General features: G+C 38.5%; 15 protein-coding genes and 1 pseudogene. 2 read left to right on the top strand and 14 right to left on the bottom strand.

Annotated features, from left to right (window positions below; genetic code table 11):
- Positions 1–63: 63 nt before the first annotated feature.
- Positions 64–921, top strand: a complete 858-nt coding sequence (locus V6D41_RS17445; RefSeq protein ID WP_333519084.1) for a hypothetical protein — start codon at positions 64–66, stop codon at positions 919–921.
- A 123-nt stretch (positions 922–1044) separates the two neighbouring features.
- Positions 1045–1815, top strand: a complete 771-nt coding sequence (locus V6D41_RS17440; protein ID WP_333519083.1) for a serine/threonine-protein kinase — start codon at positions 1045–1047, stop codon at positions 1813–1815.
- Here the strand turns inward: V6D41_RS17440 and V6D41_RS17435 are convergent.
- The 14 genes and pseudogenes from V6D41_RS17435 to V6D41_RS17370 form a co-directional block, all read right to left on the bottom strand.
- Positions 1800–2054 carry a hypothetical protein gene (locus tag V6D41_RS17435; RefSeq protein WP_333519082.1) on the bottom strand — a complete coding sequence of 85 codons (255 nt, stop codon included), beginning with the start codon at positions 2052–2054 and terminating at the stop codon, positions 1800–1802. The two genes, V6D41_RS17440 and V6D41_RS17435, sit on opposite strands and share 16 nt — an antisense overlap.
- A gap of 56 nt (positions 2055–2110) precedes the next feature.
- A complete protein-coding gene (locus tag V6D41_RS17430; protein WP_333519081.1) occupies positions 2111–3097 on the bottom strand; it encodes a sensor histidine kinase in 987 nt (328 codons plus the stop codon).
- The gene (gene ybdJ / locus V6D41_RS17425; protein WP_333519080.1) at positions 3094–3765 is read right to left on the bottom strand and encodes a two-component system response regulator YbdJ; all 672 of its coding nucleotides are present in this window, start codon (positions 3763–3765) and stop codon (positions 3094–3096) included. Before ybdJ ends, V6D41_RS17430 begins: the two co-directional genes overlap by 4 nt.
- 1 nt (position 3766) lies before the next feature.
- The gene (locus V6D41_RS17420) at positions 3767–4744 is read right to left on the bottom strand and encodes an alpha/beta fold hydrolase (RefSeq protein ID WP_333519079.1); all 978 of its coding nucleotides are present in this window, start codon (positions 4742–4744) and stop codon (positions 3767–3769) included.
- 247 nt (positions 4745–4991) lie between these two features.
- Positions 4992–5416, bottom strand: a pseudogene (locus V6D41_RS17415) (TlpA family protein disulfide reductase).
- 4 nt (positions 5417–5420) lie between these two features.
- Positions 5421–5936: a sporulation killing factor biosynthesis/export protein SkfG gene (gene skfG, locus V6D41_RS17410; protein WP_333519078.1), complete on the bottom strand. Its 516-nt coding sequence runs from the start codon at positions 5934–5936 to the stop codon at positions 5421–5423.
- Positions 5937–6370: 434 nt separating this feature from the next.
- A complete protein-coding gene (locus V6D41_RS17405; RefSeq protein ID WP_333519077.1) occupies positions 6371–7543 on the bottom strand; it encodes an MFS transporter in 1173 nt (390 codons plus the stop codon).
- Between the two features lie 129 nt (positions 7544–7672).
- A complete protein-coding gene (locus V6D41_RS17400) occupies positions 7673–7975 on the bottom strand; it encodes an ArsR/SmtB family transcription factor (RefSeq protein ID WP_167559199.1) in 303 nt (100 codons plus the stop codon).
- A gap of 490 nt (positions 7976–8465) precedes the next feature.
- Positions 8466–8828, bottom strand: coding sequence for a DUF2294 domain-containing protein (locus V6D41_RS17395; protein WP_202329087.1), 363 nt, complete (start codon positions 8826–8828; stop codon positions 8466–8468).
- A gap of 52 nt (positions 8829–8880) precedes the next feature.
- Positions 8881–9171: a DUF6407 family protein gene (locus tag V6D41_RS17390; RefSeq protein ID WP_333519076.1), complete on the bottom strand. Its 291-nt coding sequence runs from the start codon at positions 9169–9171 to the stop codon at positions 8881–8883.
- Between the two features lie 63 nt (positions 9172–9234).
- On the bottom strand, positions 9235–9756 hold the full coding sequence (locus V6D41_RS17385) for a carbonic anhydrase (protein ID WP_333519075.1): 522 nt from the start codon (positions 9754–9756) through the stop codon (positions 9235–9237).
- Positions 9757–9817: 61 nt separating this feature from the next.
- Entirely contained in the window at positions 9818–12436 is a 2619-nt protein-coding gene (locus V6D41_RS17380) for a DUF2309 domain-containing protein (protein WP_333519237.1), read from the bottom strand.
- A gap of 14 nt (positions 12437–12450) precedes the next feature.
- Positions 12451–13959, bottom strand: coding sequence for an NADH dehydrogenase subunit 5 (locus tag V6D41_RS17375; RefSeq protein ID WP_333519074.1), 1509 nt, complete (start codon positions 13957–13959; stop codon positions 12451–12453).
- A gap of 1087 nt (positions 13960–15046) precedes the next feature.
- Entirely contained in the window at positions 15047–15670 is a 624-nt protein-coding gene (locus V6D41_RS17370; protein ID WP_333519073.1) for an undecaprenyl-diphosphatase, read from the bottom strand.
- Positions 15671–15938 lie beyond the last annotated feature (268 nt).

Below are 15938 nucleotides of genomic sequence, written 5' to 3'. Positions count from 1 at the left end.
AAAAACATTTATTTACACCCGAAGCGTTATTATGTATGATGGAAATAAAAGGAGGTTTTTTACATGACGAAAAAATGGCTCATTCCATTCGCTATTATGCTGTCTGTCTTCTTCACCTTTACGCATTCAGCATCAGCTGCCGGAGTCACTGCTATTACAGGAAACAATTCATTTGATACCGCAGCGCCAATCGGTTATTGGAAATATAAGAATATCGATACAACGATACTGGAAGCCGGACAAGATGAAGCCTATTTCACCTTTACAGCTTATAAGGGAGAAAAAGTATACGTAAGAAGTACATACCAGAGCGCGTACACAGGGATGAAAATCGAAATTTACGATAAGAACAGAGTTCCTGTTTCGCAAGGCACAGAAGTCATTAACCCCAATACTTTCTCTTCTTTTATTTATGCCAATGCTGACGCCCAAAACACCACGGATACCTTCTATGTCAAAGTGTCACGCGGCACTTATACCGGGAACATGTATTTTACACTTTCAATTGATGATCGGATCAAATCCGGCAGCGGAACGTTCCCATTCAGCGGTGTTGCCGATAATAAAGGAAATACAGCCCTTAGCCCCTCAGGTTCTGACTCCAGCGTGATCAAGGTTGATTTAACAAACCAAACTGGAATACCGCGCGATGCCATTGTAACTAGAGTACAAACAACCGCCACTCAAACACCAAGCCAGGGAAATACACGCCATATGATCATGACGAGCGAAAACAACGAATGGCGCCGTTCCCTTGTCAATAGCTCAACATCAGGGTCTTATGATATCTCTTTGTCAGATCAACTCAGTGTCGCAAAAGTATGGAGTTTTAAATACAATACATTAGCGACTGCTAGATCGACGATGAGTAATGTCAAAGCAAAAATAGATTATGAATACGATGTCACAAAACAGTTTTAATTCATACAGAGCTGGTTCAAGTTCCATGGGCCGGCTCTTTTTTATGCTAAGCTCCCCATTACTTAGCCCAAAATGCCATTGTTTTGATAAACTAAAATCAGTACAACCAAGGGAAGTGCAGACATGGCATTAAAAAAGATAAAAAAGCTACTTTTTGACCGCCCTTTAAAGGACGGCATTATCCTAAATCATCATTACAGAATCGAAGAATGCCTCGGAATGGGCGGCTATGGCTTGGTTTATTTGTGCACCGATGTCCATACTCAAACACCCTATGTCTTAAAGCAGCTCCGGCCGACAAAAGTAAAAAAGGAAAAAGAAAGAGTCCGGTTCCAGCAGGAAATGAAACTGCTCAAAAGCATTCACCACCCGCAAATTCCGGCCTTCATAGAAGATTTCACCATAGGCGGACAGGCTTATTATGTCATGCAGTTCATTGATGGAGATAATATAGAAGAATTATTATTTTTTCGAAAACAGCCATTTACAGAGCTTATGGCATTACTGCTGATTTCGCAGTTGCTTGAGATTGTAGAATACCTGCATGAACGCCTGATTTTTCACAGCGACATCAGAACGCCTAATATCATCATCAATGACGGCAGGCTCTGCCTTATCGATTTCGGCCTTGCAAAGCAACTGACTCCTAAAGAAACTGAGGAAGTAAAGATAAGGAAACAGGATGACTTCTTCGATCTCGGAGAAACGCTGTTGTTCCTGCTGTACTCTCAATATAAAGGAAAAAAGAAGAAAAATGGCATCTGGCTGGAGGAATTAACGCTGACCAAAGAAGTCACCGTACTGCTGAAAAAATTATTGGGCATTGATGAAGAGTATCAGCACACCGCTTTGATTCGCGAAGACCTAAACCGGGCCATTCAATCGGTCACATAAAAAAACCCTTGTCCCAAAAGCGGAACAAGAACTTTTTTTAGATTAACTGCTGCTGTAGCTCCGGCGTTTGTAACGATGACTGCCGCCATAACGGTCGTAGTGTCTTCTTTTACCTGAGCTACTGCTGTAGTGCCTGCGCCGGCTGCTGCTGTAATGCCGGTGTCTACGATATCGGCCGCTAGAGCTGCTTGAGAGGTGCTTGATTGTTTTAATGATTTTTTTAAACATATGCTGATCACCTCATTTCTTCTGCCTATTATATAGAGTTTATAGGAGAAAGAAAACATCAGCGGGGTCACTCTTTCGAAAACAAGAACCCCGTTCCATTCTCATTTGTCTGCAGCTCATAAGTAATCGACAGCAGCCTGCATATATCATCAATAATCTTTAACCCAAGCCCTTCACTGTTCTGATTACGATCAAATCCAATGCCGGCATCACAAATAGAAACAGTCCCATGTTCAATCGTGACTTCCATTTTTTCAGCTTTTGAATGCTTTAACGTGTTTTGAAAAATATTATCAAAAAGCCTTTGCAACCATAACCCGTTGCTCATCCATATCACTTCTTGATCTGCTGGCATATAGTGCAATTCAATCCCATTCATACTGTATAAATAATCCCACTTTTTCACCGCTGTTTCTAATAGCTCGTTTAGGCGCACTTCTTCATTTACGATATAAGAACTTTCTAACGTCTCAGCGGAATATAAATTGAATTCATTTGATAAATCCGCTATATATTCGATTTGCTGATACAATGATTCGAATACGGCCTGATTATCACATTGGCCCTCCAAATAAAATAACTGCAGCCTGAGAGCGGTTAAAGGTGTATTCATGTCATGACGCAGTTTTTGCAAAAGTTCCTTTTTGATTTCCTCCTGCTGCCTCAGTTCCAGTTCACGGTATGTCGTCCGTTCAATTAACAAATTGACCGACTTAATCAGTTCCGCGATTTCATCAGCGCGTTTCACTTCTATTTTATCAGGCACCTTTTGATCACTCGCCAGGTGCCGAATGGTTTGATTCAATAGATTGATTTTATGCAGCAGAGAATGAATCGACTTTGAAAATAAAAAAGCTAACAATAAGAGTGATAACAAAAATACAATGAGCATTGCCGGATACGCAAAAGACCTGTGAAAAGGCATACCATGATTCATCGGTTTAAACATGCTGTCATAAATGACCGACATCAAAATGCTAACAGCCAGCAATAGCACCGGTACACTAATGACAGCCGTACATAATAACAACTGATATTTAGTCTTTAACTTCATTTCTTCACAACGGTATTCAGCCGATACCCCTCTCCATATATATTTTCAATCATCTCACCGGCTTGATCATTGATTTTGGCTCTGATTTTTTTAATGTGCACATTGACGATATTCGGGTTTCTGTCTTCGAGCTGCCACAGATATTCAAAGAAATGTTCCTTTGTCAGGGTGCTGTCCCTATTTTCATATAAATAAAAGAATATTTTCCGCTCAATTGCAGTAAACAGCACCTCATCATGCAAGGTTTCATTGAACACTTTTTTCGTTTCTGCATCAATATACAAATGTTTGATTTGCGTAAAAGTGCCATAATGATGCTCAAGCATATTCTGCATTCTTAACAGCAGCTCCCTCGGATCAAAAGGCTTCACCATATAATCCTCGCCGACCTGCAAACCTTGAAGCTTGCTGTCCATATCATTGCGGGCCGAGAGAAAAATGACCGGAATGCGCAGCCCCAGCTTTTTGATTTTGGCAGACATTTGATATCCGTCCTCTCCCGGCAGCATCACATCCATAATGACCAAATCTACCTTCTGAATCACCGAAAGCACATCCGCTCCATCTGTTTTCCATATCACACGATAGCCCTCACGCTGCAAAATCTTTTGCAGCAAATCACCAATCATCACATCGTCTTCAACGATTAAAATATGATAACCCTTCATCCTAGCGAACCTTTCTCATAAACTCCATGGAAAGTTTATATATTTGATCAGGCTGATATAAATAAATACTGTGTGTTCCCCTCAGTTCCTTTATATCGGCTGTATTAAATTGAGCCGCAAACGCTTCATAATCTTTTCGGTTTTGTATGGCATACTTTGAATGTCTATTTTGGTCAGAGACCGCATCTAAAATCAAGACGGAAGTTTCTTTTGGCGCCGGCAGATTCACAGATTTCCTGCCGTTTTGGTAAGACTGTAAAAGCTCATGCTCCATATCTGCATTAAAAAATCGCTTAAAATTAATGGCTTTATAGATTTCTTTTTCTTCATCAGTTAAAAACGACTGCCGAATCACCTCAGGATTATATACAGCGGAAGGCATAAACCGATGAAAACCAATCGACGTTAACAGATGGAACCCTCTCACTTTCAGTCTGTCAATCCCGCTCAATTTATACGTGACATACTGCTGAGGCAATCCAATATCCATCGCAATAATCGCCTTAATTTCCTTAGGATATTTCTGCGCCCAATACATCGCTTCAATCCCGGATATGGAATGAGGCATTAAAATATAAGGAGGCTTATTTCCGCTTTTCATAAGCGCTTTCCTCGTCTGTTCCAGTATCGTATCAATATCTCTGTCATCGTGAGACACATCACTGTATCCATAACCAGCCCGATCAACAACAGCAATCTTATTTTCTTTTGAAAATTTGCTGTACAGCCCCTTCATCTCATAAACAGGCGCAGCAATCCCCGAACCGGACATAAACACAAACGTATCCTTCCCGCTCCCCTCTTCATACACATTCATCTTTTTACCATCAACATCGACTACTGTTCCTATGCCTTTTAACAATGCTGCTTCCCTATTCAATTGATAATGGTGGTAAATAAAAACAAAGACGGATACTAGGAAAACCAAAGCAGCCAAGCCGCCAAAAAAGATTTTTAGTACTTTCCATAACGTTTTCATATGATGCTCCTTTCACGTGATACGGAAAGGATACGATATGAAAATAAATTTCTGATTAATATTGAAAAGATTTTATTTTGACATTTGACTTTGCCCTTACGGAAAGGTGTACATTGGGAGCATGGCAGAACATGAATTTACCCACTAATAGCAAATAGTTCATCATAAAAAACATTCCCGCTTATAGGAAGGATCGTTTGATCTTAATATTCAACTGTTTGTCGTCATACTTACAAGACGGAAAACCTCACAAGCCATTAATCTTTTTTACCATCTTACTCCAACCAACATCCCCCATTGTTTTAGCTACGATCTGCCCGTATTGACTTAATAGACAAAAGCTAGGAATACCTTGTACGTGACAACTTGTGACAATCTCATAGTTTTGGTCTAATACAATTGGAATATCTATTCCCCTATCAAGAGCATACGTCGAGACAACCTCCATAGATTTCTCTTCTTCTATGTAAGGGACATGTACTCCGATTACTTTCACATTCATATCCTTTATATCTTGAAGGACTTTGTCTGTTAATTGGTACAGTTTGAACAGCTCATTGACCAAAAATAAAGAAGATGATATGTGCCACTTGGACATGTCAAATCAATCTGTGATTGATTCAACCAGGGTAAATGAATTGGCCATTCTTTCATTATTTGTTCGGCTTTCATCCTTTCAGTCCCCCTTGTCTTTCAGCTGAAAAGCAATCAGCTTTCCTAATGCCTCTTCAGCTGCAAACGGAGCAACCATTCCTGAAGGGTGTTCATGCTCGCGTTTTAGACATTCATACATCTTCGGTTCAATGTAAGAAGGATCGATCCATGCGATACACCAAGATGCCCAAAAGCACGATTGTCCTTCACTTTCTTGAGCAATTTTGATGACAAAGGGCAGACTGGGCTTCCCGATTCTCATGAGTGAAATGGCCGCTGCCATTCTTGTATCTTCGGCATGACTTTTTAATAAACATGATAGCTCCTCCGCTGCTTCACTCGCGTCTTCCCCAAACTCACCTAAAACAGCCGCAGCAATATTACGTAAAGATCCTTCCTCTTTTAAGGCCTCAACCAAAACAGGTATCGCATCTTTTCCTGATTTCTTTAGCTCCCCTATCGCTTGAACAATTGTGATCTCATTTGTTTTCGCTAAATTCTGAACAGACAGCGACAATTCATCACCATTTGATTTCATAATAGAGCCCCTCTCTCGTTTGATAACAGACACTCAGCATATTCCATAAAGATATATCAGAAATTGAATTATCTTCCAATCAACATTTAAATACTACAAACACTGTAAATAATCCTGTGAGGAGCCAACAAGTTGGCCGTTTTAACATCGTATACTAGTCTTAACTTGTTTATCAGTTGGTATCAGTCCCACTATAAGAAACTCTGTCGCCCTTTTAAAGGTTATCTCACACCTGCTAAGCGCTGACACAAAAGACCTCTTTGGTCAGTTAACCAAAGAGGTCTATTCATCAAATTCATCTTATAGAATCTTAAAAAGTTTCTAATGATCTAAAAATAACCGCTTCACATAGATTATATATATTAAAGTCAATTAAACTCTCACAAAACATTATTCCGCAGAGTTCGTTCCATGAAATAACACAAAGCAATGTTTTATTGATTGATATCTTTTAGCGCCTGTTTCGGTTGTGACTTAAAAATCAGCAATGATGCCATAATTGCAATCATAACCCCTGATGCACCAATCCAGGTAATCGAAGCCAATGATACGTTTTCTACAAAAACGCCCCCTATCCCTGCGCCGACTGCCATGGCGAGTTGCATCATGGACTGATTCATGCTGAGCAAAACACCTGAGATTTCCGGTTCTATTGTAGCTAGATGAAATTGCTGTGTCGGACCGGTAGACCATGCGGCAAACGACCATAATATCAGAATCACCAACACACCGATATAGGAATGAGTGACAAATGACAGCAGAATCAGTGCGACGATATGCAATGTCATTCCGCCAACAAGTGTAAAAGACACTCCCCATTTGTCGGTGCTAAATCCCCCAAACTTCGATCCAACTAAACTGGCAATTCCAAACATAAGCAAAACACCGCTAAGCAGCTTGCCGTTTATACCTGAAATGTTCAAGAGATATGGTGACAGATAGGTATAAGCAACAGAATATCCCCCGAGCCAGAAGAAAGTGATTGATAATCCCATAGCCACTTTCCGTTTTTTGAAAAGAGCAAGCTGTTGAAGCAAAGGTACAGGCTTATCCCCTTCAGTATGCGGAAGAGTAAAGAATATAACGGCCATTGCGATCAATCCCAACAAAGCAATTGCACCAAATACAGACTTCCAGCCTAATGCTACTGCTATCATTCTTCCAAGCGGAACACCAATGATTAAAGAAGCGGTAAATCCCATAACAACAGTAGCGATGGCACTACCTTGCTTCCCTTCCGGTGCAATCTTAGCGGCAATCGTTAATGCGGTGACAACAACCACACCTGCTCCCATCGCCATAATGATCCGAGCAGCAATAAACCATCCATAACCAGGCAGTACAAAAGCCAGGACATTGCCAAACACAAACAAACCGAGGGCATACATCATCAATCTGCGTCTATCCATACTTGCTGTCAATGCCATAAGTACGGGTGTGGAAAGAGCATATACAAGTGAAAAGATCGTAATAAGCTGGCCCGCGGCAGCCAAGGTTATCCCTAGTGTATGAGCAATGTGATCCAAAATACCGGAAATAATATACTCTGAGGTTCCAACTAAAAAGCTGACAATGGCTAAAATGTAAATTTTCCAAGTGTTAGACATAAAACATTCACTCCTTAATCATTAATAAAACAACATATCACGAAATGTCGATTCGTTAATTAAAAAATAAACAAATCGTAATATGTCGATATGTATAGTGTAAAAATAAACATCCTTTGATGTTTATTTTTATATCTCTGTTTTAAGAAAGTCAGCAAGTTTCCCAATGGCTTCTTCATCTCTTTTGTAATACGTGTACTTTCCGATTCGTTCCGCCTTAATCAAGCCGGCCCTTAAAAGGATGGTAAGATATTGAGAAGCCGTCGATTGCGTCATTTTCAATTTGTCTGTTATTTGACTGACACATACCCCGATTGTGTTCATATCAATCCCTTCATGGGGTACAAAATGACGGTCAGGCTCCTTCAGCCATTGTAAAATTTGCAGCCTTGATTCATTTGATAAGGCTTTGAATACTTCAATTGGTTCCATACCTATTATTATATCGTTATATTCCGATATGTCAATTCGTTTTTTTTGGTGACTGACTTCTTTTTAGACATTAAAAATCTGAAGACTTATTTCAGTTCCGAAGGATGTTTTCATGACTTCCAGTTAAAATGAGTTTAATATCGATCAAGTGATCAATCCACTAGCATCAAATTCATTATTTAAATTGATGTAAAAAAACATCCGCTCGTAACAAAAGCGGATGTTAGATCTTTCGGAATGAAACCATTGAGTCTTCAGGAATAACAAGACAGTGTGCTATAAATTGATATCTCTTTGCATCCGCTTAGATTATGAATGAAAAATCATTAATGATGGCATAACTGTAAGTCAAAAGAAGCGGCAGCTGATTATGTTCAATTTATCATAACTTCCATCGTGTTTAAAAAAGTAAAATATTACAACCTTGAATGCTTCAGCCCTCCACTTGGGCTTGAATAGATTGTTTAATAAAACATTTTAATTCTTTACATTAAAGATTCTTCTCAAGATCATTAAATAATTTAAACACCATCACTCGTTCACCTGTCCGAGAGCTTAAATCAGTATGAAAACTTGTCACTTCTTCTCCGGTTATCGTCAGGATAATATCCTTAAGTTCTTCTATACCTGATTCAACTAACTCCGAACGAGTTTGTTTGATAGATAACATACCCTCTTTTGATCCACAAACTGCATATTCAGCTGGTGTTAAAATTCCTTTCAAATTAACAATGATCATGTCCCGCAAGATATCGGTCTTAACAGATACAGACCCACGCCCAAGATAATCCTTTTCCCATTGCGTAATTGACTTACTGATCTCTGATTCAAAAGAACCTTTCGATTTTTTCATTTATAAAACATCTCCTGAGCAAAAAAATTGGCATATTCGTTATTTCGTCTGATTAATATTCTCTTACAACATGTCCTGCATATACATCTTCAATATCCAAATCAGTTTTACCGTTTCTTGTGACGACTATCATTTTGGATAACATATTTTCTTCAATAATAGAGTGTATATGCAAAAATCGAACGCTTCCTAAGTGGGTTTCCTCAACTTCTTCATAAGATTTCAAATGATAAAAATCAATTGCTTTTCTCATTACTTTTTTCACACATTCTATATTTTCATGATCAAACGGACTCATTTCCTCTATTGTTTCCGTTACAAAATCAGTTAAATTCGCGGCCATACTTTCTCCTTAAAACTGCTTTTTTCATATATGAGTGCTTAGAGGTTAACTCCTTCCGTTTCATCATGACAAGCAATGATCAGGTGTGGCTTGACCTGTTTTAGTAGCAGGAACATCCACAACTGAAGATGTTCCATCCTTTGGATTAACGATTAAACCTTTAACTTTAACATAGGACGGCACTAGTGGATGTTGACGAATGATTTCAACACTTTTTTCAATACAGCTACTACTATTTTCACTTAGCCATTCATCGACCGTACCACCAAAAAATTCAGGCTTGCAATTTTGAAAAAGATAATCCAATGTTTGTATTTTATCTTTCATTGTTTCAAGTTGAGTTCGTACATTGCCTGTGGAAGTCCTCTTATCTTTTGTTCCTACAACAAAAACCTCCTCAACATCTTCCTGATAAATTGCAATGATAACAGACCTCATGATTTCTCCATAGGGATGCGAGATAGCAGCACCATAGCTTTGTATCGTCAGCATTTTTTCTGCTGGAGTGTTAGTCACTTCTTGTAAAATAGGCTCCAAGCCGTTTTCAATGTCCGTCAAAAATAATACTTTTTTATTTACATTCATACAGCACACCTCTTCTTTATGTTTATCATTTTTATATTGAGTAACGAATCCATATGAATAGTTACCAGTTTTCCCAGCGTCCATCTGGATCAACACTAGCCAGTCGAATCCATCCATTTTGAACTTTTTCTCGAAATACTGAATCATTATTTAATAACCGTTCTACATATTCTCTAGGAGCTTGGATGACAACCAGCAAACGAAGAGGAGAATGATAAACCTCTTGATCTGATTGCATGACGGATTGCCAAGGCAGTCCGGCTAACAAGTCACTTGCATTCCCCTGCATAACTCCGAGACCTGCAGTAACGGTTTGAGTTGCTTTATTTCCGCTGCCATAATAATGAGGTGCGACCGTTGATGCGTAATATTGTAAATTAATCCATTGGGCCACAGTTCCAGGCCCTGCAATAATATTTGCTAGGAGTTCACCGCTTTCATCCTGATTCCAATCATAATTATGAAGGAAGGCTCTTCCTTCCAAATCACAATCCTTAGTTAGTTCACGTTGGCCGATGATAAAAGCGGCATTACGAGCTAGTCCCCATTCCGGACGTATCTCACTCCAATCTTCCGCAAATCGGTGTGCCTCAGCCTTCGGATTTTTAAGTTCCTTTTGGAAATTCGGTAATTGGGCTAGACGTTCTGCATTTGCATTATGGCTCACTTTCGGCATAACAGCTTCGATACGATCAAATGCTTCTTGTGCAGCTTCGGAAAGTTCAGGAACATAAATCCAATGTAATTCATCCACTGTTGTTTTATGCTCAGCGGCTACGAAAACGGTATCCTCAGGGATTTTAATTCCTTCAGTTAAAAGAACTTCTCTTACCTCTGAAAGATTGCATAAAGCAGCTAAAACTCTTGCATTGAATCCGCCGGCAGCTCCACCGCAGGCACCACAGTCAAGAGCTGCTGCATAAGGATTATTGGTGCTTTGACTGCCATGCCCGCAAATCACGACTAATGGTGCGAAATTCTCAGTTAACCCCATCATTTTTAGAGCTTGGCGAGCAAAGTTCACTCTTTCTTCTTCAGAAAAACCAACTGGTATCTCTGCCTCTGTGTCATAAACATGATGAAGCGAGAGTTTTGTATCAGGTTTGCGTAACCAAGTCTCACGGAGATGACGAATGAAACGATCTGCTTTTCTTGGTACAAAGCTACGCGCTACCATTTGCAGACTTAGCCAAGGTCCACTTAGCTCAGGCAGAAGTAAGCTCGTAAGCACATTCTGTTTCATCGTTTTAAATGTATGGCTTACGGAATAAACTGCCTGCTTGCGTTGGTTGTATTTTTCGAGTACATCATCTTCTACGAACTCTTTTATTTTATGTTGCGGTTTTAGTATGACCGGCAAGGAGGCATGACTGTGTTTACTGCCAAGTTCACAAGTTGCAATCGGCACCCCGAAGAAACCAGCAATACCAATCGTTTCAAACGGACCTTCTTTTTCTAGTTGACGACGAAAAGGCTCTGATCGTACATCAATACAGAATGCGAATTGAGCTAACGCAGATGTTTTACCGTTGGTTTCATGTTGTTTCGAGATGATCTTCTGACTTAATCGATCAGTGTGTGTTTGTTCCCACGCTTCTAGCCAAAGTTTCCTGCGAAGGTTCTCATCAAAGCTGTAGGCAAATGATAAATATTCGTTTTGTTCATTGGCCGGCATCTGTGACCATTCCTCTAATGTAAGGCCCCCCCAATGGATCCAAGCTGCTAAAAGGGGGGTAATCGACATTTTTTTCTCAGGTCGTTGATTAGCCAAAGGTAAATAAGGCTTTACAAGGGCACGCTCCATCAATATTCGAACTGCTAAATATTCTGTTAGAAGTGCATGTTCATGGCTCGATTGTTGGGAGCGCCAAAGCATCATCCCTGCCCATCCAGGTAAGGAAAGTAAATGACCTTCAAGATAACTCTGGATTTCTGATTCGGGGATTTCTAGTGCGAATAATGCTTCTTGTAAAGCCAAATGTGCCTCTTGCGGCCAGCCTTTTAACCTTTCACGCTGCTTTTTACTAAGTGCTGGATCATATTGAATCAGATGCTGCCAAGCACGATAAAAACCTTCATCACGATTGGGCATTGTCCAACCTGCTTGAGAGTCATCAAGATATAATTTACACCACTTAATGACATGATGATCTAGTATATTGATTAACCTTTCACCATCTTGATTCTCTATATATGAACTTATTGGCTGCATAAAAATAGTCTCGATACGATCCAATCCACTACATTCATTCACCAATTTCTCCAGCTTATGCGATGATAAAAGGTCGGAAGGCAGTGGATCTAATTTTAATCCAGCACGACAAAATCGTTCTGCCGCGTCCCGCGGGATAGTAAAGGAATGTGAATCCAACCAACTCTGCAGTCCCATTTCCACAAAATCTTCATCAATCTCACCTTTATTCTTTGCTGAATGGATCAAAGACGCACTAGGGTATATATCAACATCACGGGTATTTTTCAACCAGCTTGCAACCTGATCAAAAGGTTGGTTTTCAAGTCCCATCCACGGATTGCGTGCAGCAAAGGTAGAAATAGGCCAAAGCGGCGCAATCACTCGGCTGGCAGATTCAATTAAAACGTGAATATCACTTTCTTGAACATCAAGATTTATATCTTTGTTTTTTACATTTTCTTTCGTTAATACGGATGTAATGCCCATCATTGATGACCTCCTTATGATAAATATTGTTTAAGGTAGTCTGGATGTCTCTCTACTGTCTTTGGTTTTGCTTCACCTAATCGCACTAACCAAAGATAGAGTAGTGCGAAGAAAACTGAAGAACGATGACGAGCAACCCACGTACCTAAAGCACTGCCAAATAGTAAGAGACATACGACAATGATCACAGCTGACATTGGAGGCTGAACACTTTGAAAAGCGATTGTATGCAACCACTCATAGAAGAGGCTATGAATGATAAAATATACGAGAGCTGCTCCTCCTAAAAATGTTAAGCCAACAATTCGACCAAGTCTCCCCTCTCCAAAAGCTACGAGCTGAGTCCAAGAAACGGACAATGACCACCCTAAGATTAGCGCACTAATGAATTGATACCCCTCACCAGGAGCCGTGAGCCAAAAAGAAACCCCAATAACTAAGGATAAAATCCGACCAGCCATGATCCATAAATAGGATGTTCCTTTATTAGCTCCAGCCGATACTTCATGAGACCGTACTGCTGAACCAGCTTGTAAAAACAACGTAGCTTTGAATAAACCATGTAAAATAAGATGAATAATGGCTGCTACATACGCACCTAATGCACACTGAATGAGCATAAACCCCATTTGTCCAATCGTGGAGCCTACTAACTGGCGTTTATAGTCAACCTGGACTAAACTAATGCCAGTTCCAATCAATACAGAGATCCCAGCAAGCATAAGTAAAATAATCGAAGCTATACCACCATTAAATAGAGGTGAAAACCGGGCTAGTATAATCCCGCCTGCATTGACTAAACCTGCGTGCATAATCGCAGAAACGGGAGTTGGAGCAACAATAGACTCAATTAACCATCTTTGGAATGGCCATTGAGCTGCGGGAATGATCACTGCTAATACAATCAATAGATTAATCCCTGTTCTCTCCCATCCCCCCAGTTGAGCTAAACTTTCATTTGTTAAAACCAATGATAACTGCCATTGGCCTGTGACTTGAAAAAGCCAAATCATCGCGAAAAACAAAGAAAACCAACTTAATAAAAATAAGCGGCCAGAAACCTTGGCTGCTTCACTAGCCACTTGCCAAGCACTGTTTAACCTGATAAGTAAGGTTAAACCGACAAGAGTTGCTCCCCAAAAAACAACCATCAGGCGGAGATCACCACTTAACCATGCAATTGAAGCAGCACCTGTAGTGAAAGTAAAAAGCGCAAAATATTTTCGATAGGATCGATCCCCCATTAAGTAACGTACAGAAAACCGCTGAATGATGAGACCAATCGCTAAAACAAAGAAAGCCATTAACCAAGCTAAGGAATCTAAGTACCAAGGGCCCACATTTCCATTCATACCTCTATTGGAAATAATTACTAATGATACCAACGGTGGTAAAGCCAAAATACCAATATGAATGCGAACAAAGCTCAAGGGTACGCGTGGATGTAAAAACAATAGTCCGCTTATCCCAGATGCAATAAGCATAATAAAAAATAATGTTAATAATGATGACGAAACTAACATTCTAACTTCTCCCTTTTTAAATGTCATTATTGTTCAAAAGACCTTTAAGTCAGATCATATTTTTCTATCATTTATTACAATTTTTATTCATCTCTATTTTTTTCCAATAAAAAAACCGACAACTTCAAAATTTCAATGATGATTTTAGATCATTGAATCTTGAAAATTGTCGGCTTCACTTCAACTAACTTCAGTGAAGTTTTTTGAAGAGCTACCTTATTATTGGTCATTTAGCTTTAAGCTATATTTTAACTTCCTTCTAAAGGAATCATCGTTAAAACTTTCATTTAGTCCTTGATTATAAAATAAATCGATTTATGTTACTTTTCCTTTTTAATATTAGAATACTTTTTCATCCAGTCAAGATTTAAAATTAAATATCAAAAGAATGCTAAAGGCCTAATGATTTAGAATGGCGAAAATAAACATCTGCACCGATTATTAAGTTACGTATAAGATATGCTAAATTTTAAACATTGTCAAGCTGTTGGAATACAGAGAATGAAGTATCAAATCCTTCTTTCCCTTTAAATATACATCCTGAATCTTTATCCAAGGCTTATAATATCTATCACTTTAATTTTTTAAAATACAAGAAAAATTTTATAATCATTTTCTATTTTCTTGTTTAGTAAATAACTGAGTTCAATTAGCAACTATAAATGAATACTGGTTCCTACTTTATTTTCAACAACCTTAACGACCAAGAAATTGAACTAGCTGTTGTGGATATATTTATAGCTAGAATTCCCCAATTTCTCCGTAGATGTCACTTTCCTTGAAAATACCTTCTTTATATTTTCATATTCTTATGGCAATCCTAAATATCTGTCAAACTAAACATAGCCATCTTTAAAACAAAAAACCCCTTTGGCTAAAACTGTAGCTTTGAAATAAAGGATGATCAAAAATAACACATGAACCTTCAGTTTACGGCAAATTTAAAGAATCCATTTAGAAAAAAAGATAGATCAAAATGGATTCTACAGTTTTGAATAGTTTTGAATACAGATGGAATCTTTATAAAAGAGTTTGATCATTTTAGGTTACGTTTTTTTGAACATTAGCACCCGATTGTTGAATAAATCTAAAAGTTTTTTGACTTGTTTTCCTTTCTTTTGAAGCGATAAAGAAGTATGTTTTCACATCTTTCATAAATTTTTATGGTAGTTTGAGTAACTTTTAGTTTAGGGAATGTTAAATATATAAAAGTTGAAACTGCTAGGCTTATTAATACTCCTGCTAAAACATCAAAAGGATAATGAACCCCAACCCATATACGGGAGACTCCCACAAGAACAGCTAACAATACCCATAAAATTGACCAGCCTCTCTTAAAGAGCCAGAATGAAATACAATATGAGAAGAATAAAATTGTATGGTCACTTGGAAAAGAATTGTCTTTTTCTTTATGTATCAGTTTATTAACCTCTCCCAATTCAACAAAAGGTTGATAATTCGAGTAAAATACCCCTGAAACCTTCCCTATCGTAAAGGCACAAATGAAAGCGATAGATGCACAAAGAATCATAATTCTATTATCCGTATCTCTTGTAAACCAAATAAAAAGAACACTTATTGCAAGTAAAAAAACCATATATTCAGCAATAAAACTAAATACAGGATTCAAAAAGGGATATTCTTTTCCTAAGTCATTAACTAGTCTAAACAGTGATATATTAACTTCTGAAATATCCAAACCCAACACCATCCAATCTCTTTTTAAACATAGTAAAAGAAAATTAGATGACCTGCCATCGAATCAAATTACATTATTTGAGATTAAAGTTACATTTTTGTAAGATTGGTGTCACATCATTTATGTAAAAAGAGGACTCAATCAATTGGAATCCCCTTATAATTTTTAGTTACCTGCCTCTTTAGTTAAAATAGAAAAATACCCTTAGACAAAAATTATCTAAGGGAAAAAGCATCGCAACATTTTTATAAACGTCGTAACTTTATTTTAAACATCTCAT

The sequence above is a fragment of the Bacillus sp. 0102A genome, assembly GCF_036765155.1.
GTDB lineage: Bacteria > Bacillota > Bacilli > Bacillales > Bacillaceae > Bacillus > Bacillus subtilis_G.
Note: the sequence above shows the minus strand (reverse complement) of the source record. Positions and strands in the feature narration are given on the sequence as shown.